This is a genomic window from Planotetraspora phitsanulokensis (assembly GCF_016863295.1).
Classification (GTDB): Bacteria; Actinomycetota; Actinomycetes; order Streptosporangiales; family Streptosporangiaceae; genus Planotetraspora; species Planotetraspora phitsanulokensis.
In genome coordinates this window covers 1-16,366 of sequence record NZ_BOOP01000028.1, presented here as the reverse complement: position 1 = coordinate 16,366, position 16,366 = coordinate 1, and the positions used below count along the sequence as shown (strand labels likewise).

Sequence of the window (16,366 nt, the reverse complement as noted above, 5' to 3'; positions counted from 1 at the left end):
CCGAGCGGCAGGGGCCCCGGCCTGAGCGGCTCGGACGCTCAGGCCACTCGACCTGGTAAGAGCCGCTCAAGGCATACGACCTGGTAAGACGCGACCTAGCGCAGGCCGAGGCGCCTGCGCAGGTCGCGCGCCGTCGCCAGGACGTGCTCGACCTCGGCGGGAGCCGGCCACGGAGCCGTGCCCGGCTTCAGCAGGGTCGCCCGCACCGAGCAGAGATGCTCGACGGCGGGAGCGTGCAGGCCACTCGTCTCGGTCAGCCACCTGACCGGATCGTGCCGTTCGGCCAGGCCGCGCGTGATCAGATCCCACGTGCCGAGGATCTCGATCAGATCCGCGGCATCGGCCACCGCGTCGCCCCTGCGGCGGCCGGCGGCCACCGCGAGCTCGGCCCGGGCCGCCAGTTCGGGGTCCGTCGGGTGGTCCCAGCACGAGGGCGCGTCGTGCGGCACGTCCTCAGGCTGCTCGGGCCCGCCGGTCATGGCCTGGAGAGTTCGCAGCTCCGCCGCCGCCCTGTGGTGGCCGGCGGCCGCGGCCTGGGCCAGCCAGTGCCGTCCGCCGTCCAGGTCGTCGTGCTCGGCGATCAGCAGGAGGCCGTAGTCGTAGGCGGCCTCCGCGTCGCCGGCGGCGGCCGCCTGCGCGAACCAGTGAGCGGCTGCCGGACGGTCGTCCAGTTCGACGCACACGAACCCGGCCATCCGCTGGCCGTCGACGCGACCGGCGTGCGCGGCCCGTTCGAACCAGGCCCGTGCCGTACGGAGATCGCGCTTGGCCAGGGCCAGCCCGCCGAGCGCGAAGGCCGCCCGGGGGTGGTTCTGCCAGGCGGCGAGCTGGTAGAGCGTCGCGGCGGCCTCGGGATCGCGCGCCGCGTGGAGGAGCAGGCCGAGGTGGTAGGCCGCGTCGGCGTGGCCGGCCCGTCCCGCGTACTCCCACCAGTGGCGCGCCTCGCCCTCGTCGCCCGCCGAATAACCGAGGAAGCCCAGGTCGTAGGCCGACTCCAGCTCGCCCTCCGTCGCCGCCCGGCGGTGCCAGTCGCGCGAGCCGATGGCGTCGCCCATGTCCTCGCAGAGCAGCGCCAGCCGCCGGGCCGCCACACACGAGCCGTCCGCCGCGGCCCGCTCGAACCAGGTCCGGGCGCCCGCGACGTCGCCGCGGCGCTCCAGGAGCAGCGTGGCCAGATAGATCGCGGCCTCGGCGTCACCGGTCGCGGCGGCCAGCTCGAACCAGGCCAGCGCCTCTTCGGTCGTGCCGTGCCGCTGGTGCCACAGGCCGAGGTTGAAGGTGCTGTCGACGTTGCCCATCCGGGCGGACCGCTCCCACCAGTACCGGGCGGCGGACCGGTCGCCGCGCTCGGCGTAGAGGCGGCCGAGACGGTGCGCGGCGTCCGGGTCACCCGCCCGGGCCGTCGAGAGCAGCTTCGCCTCGAACGGATCCGCGGGCTCCGGGCTGCGCGGGACCGGGACGTCAGGCCACGGGACCGCCGCCTTCATGGCTCCCAGTAATGTCATGGGAGTCAGGGTGGCACGTGATGTTGCAACTACGGAGCGTAATTAGGAAGTCCTTTGTCAACGCCCCGCGCGCCCGATGGACGTCTCCCGCGGGCGAGGGGGCGTGGACGGTCCTCAGTGGACGAGGGCCAGATCGTCGAGAGTCCCTGATTTCGCGGCCTCCACGATCGAGCCGAACTGGTCGAGGCTCATCTCGACCCGCTGCCCGAAGTCGTCGGTGATCACGACCTGCCGCTCGGCCGGCGCCGAGAGATCTACGAAAAGCTCGGGGCAGCCACAGCTGCAGTTGCCGCAGAATCGCGCGATGGACTTCACGTGGTCCTCCTCGAACCGGGGCGTTTCCCGCAACGTAACGTGGCGGTCCGGGGGCGACCAGTAACACTTCGCTCACCCGGCGCCCGTGCATCAGAGCCAGCCGGGCTTGACCAGGCCGGACTCGTAGGCGATGACGACCAGTTGGGCCCGGTCCCGGGCGTGAAGCTTCGTCATCGCCCGGGAGACGTGGGTCTTGGCCGTGGCGGGGGACATGTACAGGGCGGCGGCGACCTCGTCGTTGGTCATGCCGGTGCCGACCAGCGACAGGACCTCCCGCTCCCGATCGGTGAGAACGTCGAGGTTGCCGCCGACGCCCGGTTCCTTCGCCTTGGAGGCGTACTCCGCGATGAGCCTGCGGGTGACGCCGGGGGACAGCAGCGCGTCGCCCGACGCGACCACCCGGACGGCCTGGATCAGCTCGGCGGGCTCGGTGTCCTTGACCAGGAAGCCGCTCGCCCCGCCGCGAAGGGCCTCGAAGACGTACTCGTCCAGCTCGAACGTGGTCAACATGATGATCTTCGTGGCGTCGAGGTCGGCGTCCTCGCCGATGCGGCGGGTCGCGGCGAGGCCGTCCATGCCCGGCATTCGGATGTCCATCAGCACGACGTCGGGCCGCAACTCCCGGGCCAGCCGTACGGCCTCCGCCCCGTCGGGGGCCTCGCCGACGACGGTCATGCCCTCCTGCGCGTTCAGCAGGGCGCGGAAGCCGGCCCGCACGAGGGCCTGGTCGTCCGCCAGCAGCACTTTGATCACATGGACTCCATCGCCGGGTCGTCGGGCAGGGGAAGGACGGCCTCCACACGGAAACCTCCGCCGGGCAGCGGTCCGGCGGTCAGCGATCCGCCGAGCGCCGCGGCCCGCTCACGCATGCCGGGGATGCCGTTCCCGCTGCCGAGGCCGGAGATGGCCGGAGCCGCCCCAGCCCCGTCGTCCTCCACGACGATGTGGAACGCCCGGGGGTCGTACGAGAGGCGGATGGTCACGCCGGCGCCGGGGGCGTGCCGGGAGACGTTGGTCAACGACTCCTGGACGATCCGGTACCCGGCCCGGTCGGTTCCCGCGGGAAGCCGCCTGACCGATCCGCTGACCTCCACCTCGACCGGCAGGCCGCTGCGCTCGGCGAGCTCGTGCACCCGGTCCATCCCGGCGGTGGGGGATCGGGGAGCGCCCTCACGGAGCAGGCTCAGCACGCCACGCATCTCGGTGAGGACGTCCTTGGACGCCTGCTTGATCGTGGTGAGCGCGGTGCGCGCCTGCTCGGGATGGTCGTCGAGCAGGTGCAGGGCGGTGGCCGCCTGCACGTGGATCAGCGAGATGTTGTGCGCGAGCACGTCGTGGAGTTCCTGGGCCATGGTCAGCCGCTCCTCGCTGGCCTGACGCCTCGACTCCTCCCGCGCCACGCGTTCGCGCTCGGCGAGGCGCTCCCGCCGGATCCGGACGAACTCCGAGCCGGTCATCGTGAGCAGCAGGAACGCGGCGAACGCCGTGTCGTGGAACCAGCCGCGGGGGTTCGGGATGAGCCAGCCGGCGTACACCACAATGAAAAGGAAGAAGGCGCCCGCCCCCAGCCACGCGGCCCGCCGGTGGCCGGACGTCACCGCGGTGAACAGGGTGATGACCAGACTGAGGAAGACCGGCCCGTAGGAGAAGTCGAAAAGGAGGTAGACGCAGGTCGCGACGAGCGCGATCACCAACGCGGCGACGGGTATGCGGCGTCGGGCGGCGATCACCAGGGGACCGGCGAGCAGCAGCGCGTATCCCCGCCAGTCCAGCGGCACGCGGCCCAGGTCGGCGATCGAGAGCTGCACGTGCTGGGCGCCCATCGTCCCGGCGACCTGGACCACGCCGACGACGGCGGCCAGGACGAGATCGGCCCATCGGGGCCACGGGGACTCGGAACGCACACCACGCACGCTAGGCCATCCGGTTGACCAGCACATCCTCCCGGTGCGGCACCGCCTCGTACGACGGGAGGAGTAGTCGCGGCCCACGTCCGGATGCGGACATTTCCATCCGGTATCTGACGTCGTCAGTCATGCTGGAGTGATCGCCCACGTCGTGGAGGTCGCACATGAGGAGCGCAGTCGTCGCGTCGCTGGGGCTGGCCGTGCTGATCAGCCTGGTGGCGCCGCCCGCCCAGGCCGAAGGGGAACGTCCTCCCCCGAGGACGACCACCTCATGGGACGTCAAGAAGCCGGTCGCCGAGGGGTACGGCGGAGCCGTGTCCACCGTCGACCTGGACGCCAGCAAGGCCGCGCTCGGCGTGCTCAGGCAGGGCGGCAACGCCATGGACGCCGCCGTCGCAGGGGCCGCGACGCTGGGAGTGACCGAGCCGTACTCGGCCGGGCTCGCGGGAGGCGGCTTCATCGTCTACTACGACGCGCGGACCAGGCGCGTCACCACCATCGACGGCAGAGAGACCGCGCCGAAGGCGATGACCTCCACGGTCTTCGAGGGCATCCCCTTCGCCGACGCCGTCACCAGCGGACTTTCCGTCGGCGTGCCCGGAAGCGTCGCGCAGTGGGATCTCGCGCTGCGCCGGTTCGGCACGCTGTCCCTGGGCCAGGCGCTGCGCCCGGCGATCGAGACGGCCAGGGACGGTTTCGTCGTCGACCAGACGTTCTACGACCAGACCGCGCAGAACGCGGCGCGGTTCGCCGACTTCACGTCCACGGCCGCCCTCTACCTGCCCGGGGGCCAGCCGCCGCCGGTCGGATCCGTCTTCCGCAACCCCGACCTCGCCAGGACCTACACCGAGCTGGCCAAGCGCGGCCCGTCCTGGGTGTACGGCGGAGGCCTCGGCGCGGAGATCGTCGCGACGGTCAAGAAGCCGCCCGTCACCCCCGGCTCGACGCGCGTCGTCAGGCAGGGGCTGATGGAGTTGTCCGACCTCACGGCGTACCGCGCGCTCGAACGGCGGCCCACGAAGATCTCCTACCGGGGGCTCGACGTGTACGGCATGGCGCCCCCCTCGTCCGGCGGCTCGACCGTCGCGGAGGCGCTGAACATCCTCGAGGCGGTCCCGAGCATCGGCCACCGGGTGGGGCTGCACGAGTACCTCGAGGCCTCACGCCTGTCCTTCGCCGACCGCAACGCCTACGTGGGCGACCCCGCGTACGTGGACGTGCCGCTCGACGGCCTGTTGTCCAACGGCTTCGCCAAGGAGCGGGCCTGCCTCATCGGCACGACGGCCATGCCGAACCCCGCCCTGCCCGGCTCGCCCGACGGCTCCTACTCGGGCTGCTCCGGCACCGCGCCCGCGGGTCCGGCCGCCGCTCCGGACAAGGCCGAAGGGCCGGAGACGACCCACCTCGTCACGGCCGACCGCTGGGGGAACGTGGCCGCCTACAACATCACGATCGAGCAGACCGGCGGCGCCGGGATCGTGGTGCCGGGCCGCGGCATCCTGCTGAACAACGAGATGACCGACTTCACCTTCGGCCCCGCGCCCGGCGACCCGAACCTCCCGGCGCCCGGCAAGCGGCCGCGTTCGTCGATGGCCCCCACGATCGTGCTGAAGGACGACAGGCCGCTGCTGGCCGTGGGCTCGCCCGGCGGCGCGACGATCATCACGACCGTGCTGCAGATCCTCGTCAACCGGCTCGACTTCGGGATGACCCTGCCGCAGGCGATCGCCGCGCCGAGGGCCTCGCAGCGCAACACCCCGACCACGCAGGCCGAGCAGGCCTTCATCGACCGGTACGGCCCGCAGCTCACGGCGCTCGGCCACACGTTCTCCCTGGTCCCCGGCCCGCCGGTGGGGGAGATCGGTGCGGCGACCGGACTGGAGTTCCTCGGCCACGGCAAGATTCAGGCGGTCGCCGAGCCGGCGAGGCGCGGAGGAGGCAGCGCGCTGGTGCTCAGTCCTTCGCCGGGGAAGGGCCGATGAGCTCGTAGACCTCGGGCTTCACCTTCCGGGTCCTCGCCCAGTACTCGAAGGTGAAGCCCGGCCAGGTCGCCCGGTTCTTGCCGTGCTCGTCCAGATACCAGCTCGTGCAGCCGCCCCTGTGCCAGACGAGGCGGTCGAGCCGCTGCTGGAGCCGTTCGTTGTAGGCCCGCTGCGCCTCCTCCCGGACGTCCAGAGCCCGCGCTCCGGTCCGGGAGAGTAGGCGCAGGCAGTCCATGACGTACCGGACCTGCGCCTCGATCATGAACACGACCGAGGTGTGGCCGAGCCCGGTGTTGGGGCCCAGGAGGAAGAACAGGTTGGGGAAGCCGGCCGTGCTGACGCCGAGGTAGGCCTCCACCCCGTTACGCCAGGCGTCCTGGATCTTCAGGCCGTTCCTGCCGACGATCCGCTGGTCGTCGAAGGCGTCCACGACCTTGAAGCCGGTGCCGTAGACGATCACGTCCACCTCGCGCTCGACGCCCGCGGCGTCGACGATCGACCGCTCTTTGATCTCCTTGACGCCGTCTGTGACGAGCTCCACGTTGTCCCTGGTCAGGGCGGGATAGTAGTCGCTGGACAGCAGGATGCGCTTGCAGCCGATCGTGTAGTCGGGGGTCAGCTTGGCGCGCAGCACCGGATCGGTCACCTGGCGGGCCAGGTGCCGCTCGGCCACCCGCTGCTGGACCTTCATCAGCGCGGGATCGACCGTGAACCCCAGGGCGCGGGTCTCGAGCAGCCAGTAGATCGAGTTCCGTACGGCTCTCGCCGCTCCGGGGACGCGCAGCGCCCGCCGCATGCGGTCGGAGACGACGAGGTCGGGCTTGGGCTGGACCCACGGGGGCGTGCGCTGGAACACGTGGAGCCGGGCGGCCTGCTCCGCGACGACGGGAACGAACTGGATCGCCGAGGCCCCCGTGCCGATGACGGCCACCCGCTTGCCGGTCAGATCGACGGAGTGGTCCCATTCGCTCGAGTGGAAGGCCGGGCCGGCGAACCGCTCGCGTCCTGCGATCTCGGGGAGCCTCGGGATGTGCAGGGCGCCGATGCCCGACACGACGGCGTTGGTCTCGAAGGACTCCCCGTCGGCCGTCGAAACCCGCCATGTCCGCCGGTCGTCGTCGAACTCCAGCATGCGGACGGCCTTGCCGAAACGCAGGTGGGGGGCGAGGCCGTACCTGTCGACGCAGGCCCGGAGGTAGTCCCAGATCTCCTCGCGCGGGGAGAACAGCCGCGACCAGCCGGAGTTGAGCGCGAAGGAGAAGGAGTAGAGCGGCGAGGGGACGTCGCAGGCGCACCCGGGGTAGGTGTTCTCCCGCCAGGTCCCGCCGAGGTCGTCCGCCTTCTCCAGGATCACGAAGTCGTGCCAGCCGGCCTCTTTGAGCTTGATCGCCATGCACAGGCCCGCGAAACCCGAGCCGATGATCGTGATGGCCGGATGCGGCATGTGGTCTCCCCGGCGGCGGGCGGCTGAGTCCAGTTGATCGACTCACCGTCCAAACTAGTCACCGGCGGCCGGCGGGTCCAGATCCAGCCGAACGCGAACAAGCCGCCGACGGGCGCGGTCGTCGGCGGCAAGTCAAGGGATGTCAGCTAACGAAGTAGATCACCACGGCGAGCACCACGACGACCGCCACGCCCACGGCGATCAACATCGGCAGGCGCGAGGGCTCCTTCTGGGCCGCCTCGGGGTCCTGATCGTTCGCGAAGGCCCGGAAAGCCTGTGTGTTCCCGGCCGGGTCCATCTGAGGTTCTGACATGGCGGAAACTCTAGCGACACTTGAGGCGCCCGGGATGCTGAATTGTCGGATTTGCGTTCGCATGTGGCCGAGACGGACGATCGCCGGGCCCGGCGGGGAAGCAAGGGGCCTCCGTGCGCACGGTCGACGAGCCCGGCGGGGAGGTGCGGGGCCTCCATGTGCGAGGGCGGCCGCATCGGCGGATAGCGTGTGAGTCATGCTCCGTACCCTGTTCGCCCCCCGGCTGGTGGCCCTGCACCTGCTGGTGATCGGGGTGCTGATCTCCTTCACCTTGCTGGGGCGATGGCAGCTCGGGGTCTTCGAGTCGTCGGGCGAGCCCAAGCTCGCCCCCGACCCCGCGCCGGTGACGGTCACGGAGCTCGCCACCGTGGGCAGGCACGTCACCGGGGAGGTCGCGAGCCGCCGGGTGACGGCCACGGGGACGTTCGACGCGCACGGCCAGCTCCTCGTCGCCGATCGTCACCCCGACGTGGAAGCCGTCGGCGGCAGGGCCGCGAGAGGCGCGGGATTCTGGCTGCTGACGCCGTTGCGGCTGACGGACGGCACGACCATCCCGATCGTCCGCGGCTGGGTGCCGTCGGCCGGCGATTCCGCGGCGGCCGTGCCGCCGGGCCCGGTGACGGTGACAGGCCGGCTGCGTCCCTCCGAGCAGACCGACGCGGTGGAGCGGAGCGGCCCGCTCCCCGACGGGCAGGTGGCGACGGTCTCGACGGCCGAGCTCGTCAACGTCTGGTCGGACGCCCATCTGCGGGACGGGTTCGTCGTCGCGACCTCCCCGGCCCCGCCCGCCGGCGTGAGCGCGGTGGCGGTGCCGCCCCCGACCGAGGGGATCGGCTTCTCGTGGCGGAACCTGGCCTACGCGGCCCAGTGGTGGATCTTCGCGGTGTTCGCCGTCTTCATGTGGTTCCACTTCGTGCGGGACGCCGTACGGAACGAGCGGACGGAGGGCCGGAGGTCCGCCGCTCCGGTCGCCGAGGGCTCGTAGCCGCCGCTCCGGGTGACACCGCCGGACGGAGCGGCGGGGGACACGGATATCGTGTGAGGACCGTTTCCCAGCAGAGGTAATGATCGACGTGGAATCCGCGCTCAAGTTCTATCGCGTCATGGCGTACGTCGTCGGCGTGATGCTGCTCTTGCTCTGTGCCGGCATGGTCGTGAAATACGGCTTCGACGACGGTGCGATGGTGGCCGTCGTCGGCCCGATCCACGGGTTCCTTTACATGATCTATCTGGTGGGCGCCCTCAACCTCGGGCTCAAGGTCCGGTGGCCCATCGGCTACCTGCTGCTCGTGTTGCTCGCGGGGACGATCCCGTTCCTGTCGTTCGTCCTGGAGCGCAGCGTCACCGAGCGCGTCCGCCAGACGATTGCTGCCGCCACGGCCTGACGCATCACTGTTCGCCCGCGGTCGTGAGACCGCGGGCGCGTTGTTTTCCGTGCTTCCTGGGCGCCGGCCGCGTGACGCCGGTGCCGGTGTCAGTGCCGGTGTCAGTGCCGGTTTCTCGCCCGGTCAGCGGCCGATGCCGCGGCGGCGGGCCCTCCGCAGCCGGGCGCGCTGCGATTCGTCGAGCATGAAGTAGGCCGCGACCGGCGCGCCCAGGGCGACGATCGTGATCAGCCAGGCCAGGATCGACGGCAGCGGAAGCACGAAGAGGGCGAGCACGGACACGATCGCCGCGCCTACGTAGTACTTGCCGAGTGGCGACATCGTGGGGCCTTTCATTGTCGGAGCGTCCAGCAGCCCCCGGCTGCCGGAGTGCGTCGCAACAAGAACGTCCGGGACCGCGTCCTAGTTCCAGCCGTCGGACGGGCCCGCCCCCGCAGGGTCCCGTCGCCGCAGGGTCTGTTCCCGGAGAGTCCGCCCCGGCGGATCTGCGCGCGAAGGCCCGCTCTGGGGCAGGCTGGGCGTCAAGGCCGCCGAACGCAGAGCCGCACGCAGGGCCGAACGCAGAGGCACACGCGGAGGCGAACGCGGATGCGACGCTCAGGCGACCGGAGAGTCGAACGGAGAACGCCGGCCGGAAAGAGGATCCCGAACCATGGAAGAGGACCCGAATCACCGGCTGAGCGTGATCGGGCAGGCTCTCGCGATTCTGGGCGACCGGTGGGTGCTCCTGATCCTGCAGCGGGCCCTGGTACGCGAGGTGAGGACGTTCGCGGGCTGGCGCGACACGCTGCCCATCTCCGAATCCGTCCTCGCCTCCCGGCTGAAGGACCTGGTCGGCTCGGGCATGCTGACGCCGGTCGCCCACCGGGACGGTCGCACGCGGCACGAATACCGGCTCACCGCCCGGGGGTCCGGGGTGTGGCCGCTGATCGTCGCGATCCACTCCTGGGAACGCGAATGGGCCCGCCGGGACTGCCCCACGCTGATCCACGAGTCCTGCGGCGGGGAGGCCAGGCCGTACCTCGTGTGCGGCGCGTGCGGCGAGCCGATGAGCGCCCGGGACACCCAGACGGTCCGGGGGCCGCATGCCACCTTCGTCGGCATCGGACTCCCGCGCCGCCGCCGCAGGACGGCCCGGCCGGACGCCGATCTCGACGCGCTCGGCTACCGTCCCGACTCGATGGAGATCCTCGGCGACCGCTGGAGCACGATGGTCCTGGCGGCGGCACTCCTGGGCACGCGGCGCTTCGTGGCGTTCCAGTCCGAACTGGGGGCGGCGCCGTCGGTGCTGACCGACCGGCTCCGCCGGTTCGTCGAACTGGGAGTCCTGCGTCAGGCGGACGGTGACTACCGGCTCACTGAGAAGGGGCTGGCATTCTTCGAGGTCGTCGCGTTCCTGGTCCACTGGGCACAGGGGGAGTTCGCGGCGCCGCCGGGCTCCGGGCTCACCATCACCCACAGGCCCTGTGGCGCCGCGCTCACACCCGTCCTCGCCTGTGCGGTGTGCGGCCGCCCCCTGCACAGGCACGACGTCCGATTCCCGCCGCCCCCGGTCGGGACGGACGCGAGGTCCGCCGGCTCGCCGGCCGTATTGGTCAGCTCTGGCCCGACTCGGGCTTTCCCATCGCCTTGCGGATCACGTCGCGCGCACGATCCATGATCGCGACAGGTCCGCCGAGCATCAGATTCTTCATCGCCGACTCGGTGCCGGGATGCGGGTGGGTGGGGGCGACGGCCTCGGCGGCCTTGACGCCCACCGCCATCGCCCGGCGCTCGGCCTCCGTGGTCGCGGCCTTGAGCTCGGAGAACTCGTAGCGCTCCTCGGCGGCGGCGTGGGCGAAGACGGCCGCGCGGAGCCGTTCCAGCTCCTGGGAGAACTCCGGCTTCGTCACGTCCATGTCGTCGAGGCGGCTGAGCATCTCCTTGGCCTCTTCCTCCTCCTGGAGACGGTTGTCAACGATCGTGTCCCCGCCGATCAGCTTCCGCCGCGCATATGGATGAACGATCTCCTCCTCGGCGGTCTCGTGGACGGCCAACAGCCGGACGAGACGGCTGAACGCCTCCTGGCGTTCCCTTCCCTGGGTCCGGGCGACCTCGTCGAACAGATTCCTGATGAGCCCGTGCTGGTGGATCAGCAAGTCGATGACATCGTTCTCGTGCATCAGCTCGGGTTTGGTCTGACGGTCCATCCTGCCCCCTTCAGGTCATATTCGGACTACCCGTAACTAGAGACCGAAACCATCCGTTTTGTCGGAGGTGGGTGGGGGTGATTGCACAGGATCTTCACATTTCCCTAGGGAGTCCGTGCACAGGGTCGGCCTACGCTGTCGCCATGGCCACCCCCCAACAACGTCGCGTCCTCGTGGTCGAGGACGACGAGACGATCGCGAGAGCCGTACAGATCCGGCTGGTCGCGGAGGGCTTCGACGTGCGCGTCGCGGGCGACGGGGAGGAGGCGCTCGCGGCCTACGCCCAGGCGGAACCCGACGTCGTGGTCCTCGACCGGCTGCTGCCCGGACTGAACGGGCTCGAGGTCTGCCGCCGGATGCAGGCGGCCCGCCCGGTGCCGGTCCTCATGCTGACCGCGCTCGGTGAGGAGACCGACGTGCTCGTCGGCCTCGGCGTGGGCGCGGACGACTACATGACCAAGCCGTTCAGCATGCGGGAGCTGGTGGCCAGGATCGACGCCCTGCTGCGCAGGGTCGAGCGCGCCAGCCAGCTCGCCCATGAGGACGCCGTGATCCGGGTGGGCGAGGTGGAGATCGACACGGCCGAACGGCGGGTCTTCGTCAGGGGCGAGGAGGCGCAGCTGACCAGGACCGAGTTCGACCTGCTCAGACGGCTCGCCGAGCGTCCGGGCCAGGTGTTCGAGCGTGAGCGCCTGCTGTCCGACATCTGGGGGTTCGCAGAGGGGGCCGCGACGCGGACCGTGGACAGCCACGTCCGTGCGCTGCGGAGGAAGCTCGGCCCCGACGTCGTCCGTACCGTCCATGGCGTCGGCTACGCCCTCGTGCGTCCGTGATCGCCCGCTGAGATGGAGGTGGGGCATGCGGCCCCTCGATTTCCTCGGCCGGATCAAGGTGAAGCTCGGCATCGTGATCGTGCTCGCCGTGGTGACGGCCTTCGTGGTCAACGAGGTCGGGATCAACGCCGGGCTGTCGCGCGAGGTGCGCATCGCGATCGCCGCCGTGCTCGCGCTGATCATGGTGCAGCTGCTCGCAATGGGGATGACCAAGCCGCTGCGGGAGATGGCCGCCGCCGCGCAGACGGTCGCCAAGGGCAGGTACGGCATGCGGGTGTCGGCGACGTCGAGGGACGAGGTGGGAGAGCTCGCCAGGGCGTTCAACGCGATGGCCGCCGACCTCGGCGAGGTGGACCGGCAGCGACGCGAACTGGTGGCCAACGTCAGCCACGAGTTGCGGACACCGATCACCGGGTTGCAGGCCGTCCTGGAGAACGTCGTCGACGGGGTGTCCGAGCCCGACATCGACACGCTCGGTACGGCGCTGGCCCAGACCCAGCGTCTCGGGCGCCTGGTCGCCCAGTTGCTCGATCTCTCCCGGCTCGACTCCGGAGCCCGTCCGATGGAGGCCGAGGTGCTCGACCTCGCGTCGTTGTGCCGGCAGGCCGCCAACGAGGCCGCCCTCGCGCGGGAGGGGGTGCGGGTCGACAGCGACGTGCCGCACGGGACTGCCGTCCTCGCCGACCCCGCGCTGCTCGCCCAGGTTCTGGCGAACCTGCTGGACAACGCCGTACGGCACAGCCCAGCCGGCGAGACGGTACGGCTCGAAGCGCGGTCGTCCGGGACCGATCTGGAGATCAGCGTCATCGACCGGGGACCGGGCATCCCGGACGCGGAGCGTACGCGGATCTTCGAACGGTTCTCACGGCTGGACGCCGGACGCGCGGCCGACGCGGGAGGCGCGGGGCTGGGCCTCGCGATCACCAGGGAGATCGTCGAGCTTCACGGGGGTTCGATCCGCGCGGCCGAGCCGGAATCGGGTGATTCGGCAGCGGATCCGGCAGCTGACGGGCAGGGCGGCGGCTGGGGTTGCCGCATGGTCGTCGCGCTTCCCGGGAGGTTCGTCGGCGTGCCTTCGGGGGTGCAGGAATCGGGTGACACGAACAGGACGAAGGGATCGACGGGCCCTGCACCTGGATCTGTCCGGGGACCCGTGTCGAGACAGGTGCCGGGACCTGTGCCAGGACCCGTGTCGAGACCGGTGCCGGGACCTGTGCCAGGACCGGTGTCGGGACCTGTTCACGGGCCTGGGCCGACGCTTGCGCCGACAGAGGGGCCGGCACAAGCACCCGTCGGCGGTCGCGCGGTCGCGGCCGTCGCGCAGACCGGTCTGACGGTACGGGCGCTCACGGGGGAGCTTCAGACGACTGCCGAGACGGGGGCGGCGGGACGGGACGCGACCGGAGCCACCGGGCGCGCGGGAAGGGCAAGGGGAGACATGAGGGATGGGATACCGGGGGCATCGACGGACGAGGTCCAGGGCGGGGAGAAGGGTACGGCGGAAGTCGCAGGGGACACCGCGGGCAAGGAGGCGAACGCGGCCGACTCCGCTCCGGCGCCGATCGGCGCCGGTGGCGGATCCGGGCCGGAGCGCGTATCCGAGCCGGAGGGAATCGAGCGGTCGGATCCGTCGGGTGGCGCTGAGCCGCAGGACGCTGAGCCGAGGGGCGCCGAGCCGAGGGGCGCCGAGCCGAGGGGCGCCGAGCCGGAAAGAGTCGAGCGGTCGGATGCGTCGGCCGGTCCTGAGCAGAGGAACGCCGGATCGGAAGCAGCCGAGCAGACGGATGCGTCGGCCGGTCCTAGAACGACGGATTCCAAGGCAGGAAACGTCGAGCGTGGGGATGCCGCGGCGGGAGGTCCCCAGCGTGGGGGCGCCACGGCGGGAGGCGTCGAGCGTGGGGCCGCCGCGGCGGGAAGTCCCCAGCGCGGGGATGCCAAGGCGAAGGGCCTTGACCTGAGAGAACCCGCGCCGGTTGGCGACAGGTCCGCGGATCTGGCCGCGGCGGCACAGGGCCCGCACCCGACGCCGGCCGCGTACGGTCCGCCTCCGTATGGAGGCGCGCCCTACCCGCCGCCCCATTACGGGCCGCACCAGTACGGGGGAGTCCACCACGGGCCACCACCTCCTGGATACGGTCCGCCGGCGGGCATACGTGAAGTTCCGCCGCCTGGCGGAGGGCCGCAGTCACCGGGTGGCGTTCGTAACGCGCCGCCGCCCGGCTATGGTCCGCCGTCACCGGGTGGCGCTCGTAACGCGCCGCCGCCCGCTTACGTGCCACCCCCGCTGTTCCCGCGGCCGGCGTTGCCTGACGCGCCGCGGTGGCTGCTCCTGGCAGCCGGTGCCGTCGGACTCGTAGCCGCTCTGGCCCTGCCGTACGCGGCGACGGGGTCGGGCCTGGTGATCACAGCGGTCGCGTTCGGAGCGGGCGTGTTCCCGGCGCTGCTCGGCACGAATCGTGAGCGCATCACGCCGTGGACCGTGGCATTCGGGATCATGGCGTACGCGTTGGTGTCGGTCGCACTGTTCCGCGACGCGGACTGGCTCGTCTGGCCGTTGCTGCTGGCGGCGTTCTGCATCGCGGCACTCGGAATCTCCGGCGCGGGAGCCGGCTGGCTCAGTGCCCTGCGAGGGGGGTTGTCAGTCGTTCTCGCGGTCTTTCCGCTGCCCTGGTTCCTGGAAGCGCCGATGAAGCGGCTGGTCAGGCACAGGAGGGTGGTTCCGCTCCTGGCGAGCGTCGGAATCACGATCGTGCTGCTTCTGGTCTTCGGACTGCTGTTCGTCTCCGCCGACGCGGTCTTCTCCAAGTTCGCAGACGAGGTGCTCCAGGCCCCCGACTGGGCGTCGAGTCTGCCGGCACGGATCTTCCTGTTCTTCGTGTTCGCGGTGGGCGCGGCGGCGGCCGTACTCGTGGCTCTCCGGCCGGCCGCCGAGACCGACGGTCCCGACCTGCGGATATCGGTCAGCCGTGCGGTCTGGGTCATCCCGCTCGTGGGCCTCAACCTGCTGTTCGCGTCCTTCGTCGCGGTACAGATCACCGTGTTGTTCGGCGGCAACCGCAGGGTGTTGTCCACGGCCGGGCTGACCTATGCCGAGTACGCCAGATCGGGCTTCTTCGAGCTCGTGACCGTCAGCGTCTTCGTGCTCGGGATCGTCGTGGCGGCGGTGGGCCTGTTCGGGCCGAAGGCCCGCAAGGACCAGCGACTGCTTGCTGTGCTGCTGGGCCTGCTGTGCGCGTTCACGCTTGTCATCCTCGCCTCCGCCTTGCACCGCCTCGGTCTTTACACCGGCGCGTACGGCTGGTCCCGCTTGCGCGCCTCGGTCGGGGCGACGATCTGGTGGCTGGCCGCCGTGTTCGTCCTGGTTCTGGTCGCGGGGGCCGTATGGCTCTCGAACCGGGGATTGCGGTGGTTGCCTCGCACGCTCGTCATGGTCACCGGGATCTGCTTGCTCGCGTTCGCGGTCTGGAATCCCGACGTCCGGGTCGCCGAGACCCAGTTGACGGTCCGGGGCGTCTACCGGCTGGACCACGATTATCTGGGTGACCTGGGGGCGGAAGCCGTACCGACTCTGGATCGTTTGCCCGAGCCCACTCGCAGCTGCGTGCTTCGCGATGTGGTGTCCGTCAACCACCTGGCTGAGCCGGACGCCTGGAACGGGTGGAACCTGGCCAGGGCGCAGGCTCGTGACGTGCTCGCCAAACGGCCCCTGGCGGCCGTCTCGTGTCCGGAAGGGGTGTCCCGGCTGGCGCCTTCCTGAGGCGCGTGTCCGCATGCGAGCCGGGCTTCAGGGAGCTTGAGGGACGGCGCCTGCCGGAGTTCGCTGAGCTCTGCAGGCGCCGTTCCGGTTGTCGCCCGGCAGTGGGGACGCGGATTATATGTCCGGCTTTTTATTGATATTTGTATTGGCTAGTGCGGGGCACCTGGGTTTCTTTGTTGGAAACCGCTAAACAGATGGATCGAATGTCCGGATATGTTATGACGCAATTCTGTGAGATTCTGATTCGAAAATAATGGCGAATCGACGGGTCCGCATGCCATGATTCATACACCAGTTCGAGGAGGTGTATGGGTGTGGCAGTGCAGCGGCCCTGCGGCCCGGAGTGGTGGGCCGAGGTGGTGGCCAGGGGCGGGTCACGGCCGTCCGATGGCACCGCGGCCCTCGACTTGTTCGGGCTCGATTCCCATCAGCTGGATTCTTCGTCGTTTTCTCGGCCGGATTCTTCGCGGAACGACTCTGTGCCGTTTTCTCCCCTGAATTCTCCGCGCCAGGATTCCTCTAGTGCGCGCTCGGAGTCGTCGGGCGCTTCAGGGATGTCGCCTTCCGGATCGGGAACCCCTCGCCGGGCCTCCGCCCGTTTGCCGTTTTCCGTGTTGCGTTTCGCCGGGTCGGGGGAGTCACCCTCGGACGCCGAGTCATCACGTGAGGCCTCCTCCGGGTCGGACGCTCCGGGCCACGCTGACGCCCAGGCGGGTTCCGATGGCGGTGGGGATGC

The 16,366-nt window shown here is 70.6% G+C and carries 15 protein-coding genes; 6 read left to right on the top strand and 9 right to left on the bottom strand.

From position 1 onward, the window contains the following. Positions 1–95: 95 nt before the first annotated feature. The 4 genes from Pph01_RS28135 to Pph01_RS28120 form a co-directional block, all read right to left on the bottom strand. Complete coding sequence (locus tag Pph01_RS28135; protein WP_204076180.1) at positions 96–1,505, bottom strand: tetratricopeptide repeat protein; 1,410 nt, start codon at positions 1,503–1,505, stop codon at positions 96–98. 114 nt (positions 1,506–1,619) lie between these two features. Then, entirely contained in the window at positions 1,620–1,820 is a 201-nt protein-coding gene (locus tag Pph01_RS28130) for a hypothetical protein (protein ID WP_203885118.1), read from the bottom strand. A gap of 90 nt (positions 1,821–1,910) precedes the next feature. Continuing rightward, positions 1,911–2,573 carry a response regulator transcription factor gene (locus Pph01_RS28125; protein WP_204076179.1) on the bottom strand — a complete coding sequence of 221 codons (663 nt, stop codon included), beginning with the start codon at positions 2,571–2,573 and terminating at the stop codon, positions 1,911–1,913. Next, positions 2,570–3,724: a sensor histidine kinase gene (locus tag Pph01_RS28120; protein WP_204076178.1), complete on the bottom strand. Its 1,155-nt coding sequence runs from the start codon at positions 3,722–3,724 to the stop codon at positions 2,570–2,572. The genes Pph01_RS28125 and Pph01_RS28120 overlap by 4 nt, the downstream gene beginning before the upstream one ends. A 167-nt stretch (positions 3,725–3,891) precedes the next feature. Here Pph01_RS28120 and ggt point away from each other — a divergent pair, with 167 nt between their 5' ends. Next, a complete protein-coding gene (ggt, locus tag Pph01_RS28115; RefSeq protein WP_204076177.1) occupies positions 3,892–5,709 on the top strand; it encodes a gamma-glutamyltransferase in 1,818 nt (605 codons plus the stop codon). Here the strand turns inward: ggt and Pph01_RS28110 are convergent. Both Pph01_RS28110 and Pph01_RS28105 read right to left on the bottom strand, forming a co-directional pair. Continuing rightward, positions 5,681–7,153: a flavin-containing monooxygenase gene (locus Pph01_RS28110; protein WP_204076176.1), complete on the bottom strand. Its 1,473-nt coding sequence runs from the start codon at positions 7,151–7,153 to the stop codon at positions 5,681–5,683. The two genes, ggt and Pph01_RS28110, sit on opposite strands and share 29 nt — an antisense overlap. Before the next feature lie 142 nt (positions 7,154–7,295). Next, positions 7,296–7,466, bottom strand: a complete 171-nt coding sequence (locus Pph01_RS28105) for a hypothetical protein (RefSeq protein WP_204076175.1) — start codon at positions 7,464–7,466, stop codon at positions 7,296–7,298. A 196-nt stretch (positions 7,467–7,662) separates the two neighbouring features. Here Pph01_RS28105 and Pph01_RS28100 point away from each other — a divergent pair, with 196 nt between their 5' ends. Then, on the top strand, positions 7,663–8,451 hold the full coding sequence (locus tag Pph01_RS28100) for an SURF1 family protein (protein WP_204076174.1): 789 nt from the start codon (positions 7,663–7,665) through the stop codon (positions 8,449–8,451). 79 nt (positions 8,452–8,530) lie between these two features. Further along, complete coding sequence (locus Pph01_RS28095) at positions 8,531–8,851, top strand: DUF3817 domain-containing protein (protein WP_239117066.1); 321 nt, start codon at positions 8,531–8,533, stop codon at positions 8,849–8,851. Between the two features lie 123 nt (positions 8,852–8,974). On the opposite strand, the gene Pph01_RS28090 is transcribed toward Pph01_RS28095, so the two are convergent. Beyond that, entirely contained in the window at positions 8,975–9,187 is a 213-nt protein-coding gene (locus Pph01_RS28090; protein WP_204076327.1) for a tail-anchor membrane protein, read from the bottom strand. Positions 9,188–9,503: 316 nt separating this feature from the next. On the opposite strand from Pph01_RS28090, the gene Pph01_RS28085 reads away from it, so the two are divergent. Beyond that, positions 9,504–10,511: a winged helix-turn-helix transcriptional regulator gene (locus Pph01_RS28085; RefSeq protein ID WP_204076173.1), complete on the top strand. Its 1,008-nt coding sequence runs from the start codon at positions 9,504–9,506 to the stop codon at positions 10,509–10,511. Here Pph01_RS28085 and Pph01_RS28080 read toward each other — a convergent pair. Beyond that, entirely contained in the window at positions 10,447–11,040 is a 594-nt protein-coding gene (locus Pph01_RS28080; RefSeq protein ID WP_239117065.1) for a hemerythrin domain-containing protein, read from the bottom strand. The genes Pph01_RS28085 and Pph01_RS28080 overlap by 65 nt on opposite strands. 143 nt (positions 11,041–11,183) lie before the next feature. Here Pph01_RS28080 and Pph01_RS28075 point away from each other — a divergent pair, with 143 nt between their 5' ends. After that, complete coding sequence (locus Pph01_RS28075; RefSeq protein ID WP_204076172.1) at positions 11,184–11,873, top strand: response regulator transcription factor; 690 nt, start codon at positions 11,184–11,186, stop codon at positions 11,871–11,873. A 25-nt stretch (positions 11,874–11,898) separates the two neighbouring features. Beyond that, entirely contained in the window at positions 11,899–15,630 is a 3,732-nt protein-coding gene (locus Pph01_RS28070) for a DUF4153 domain-containing protein (protein WP_204076171.1), read from the top strand. 427 nt (positions 15,631–16,057) lie between these two features. Here Pph01_RS28070 and Pph01_RS28065 read toward each other — a convergent pair. Next, positions 16,058–16,366: hypothetical protein (locus Pph01_RS28065; protein WP_204076170.1), on the bottom strand; the 309-nt coding region annotated here is incomplete at its 5' end.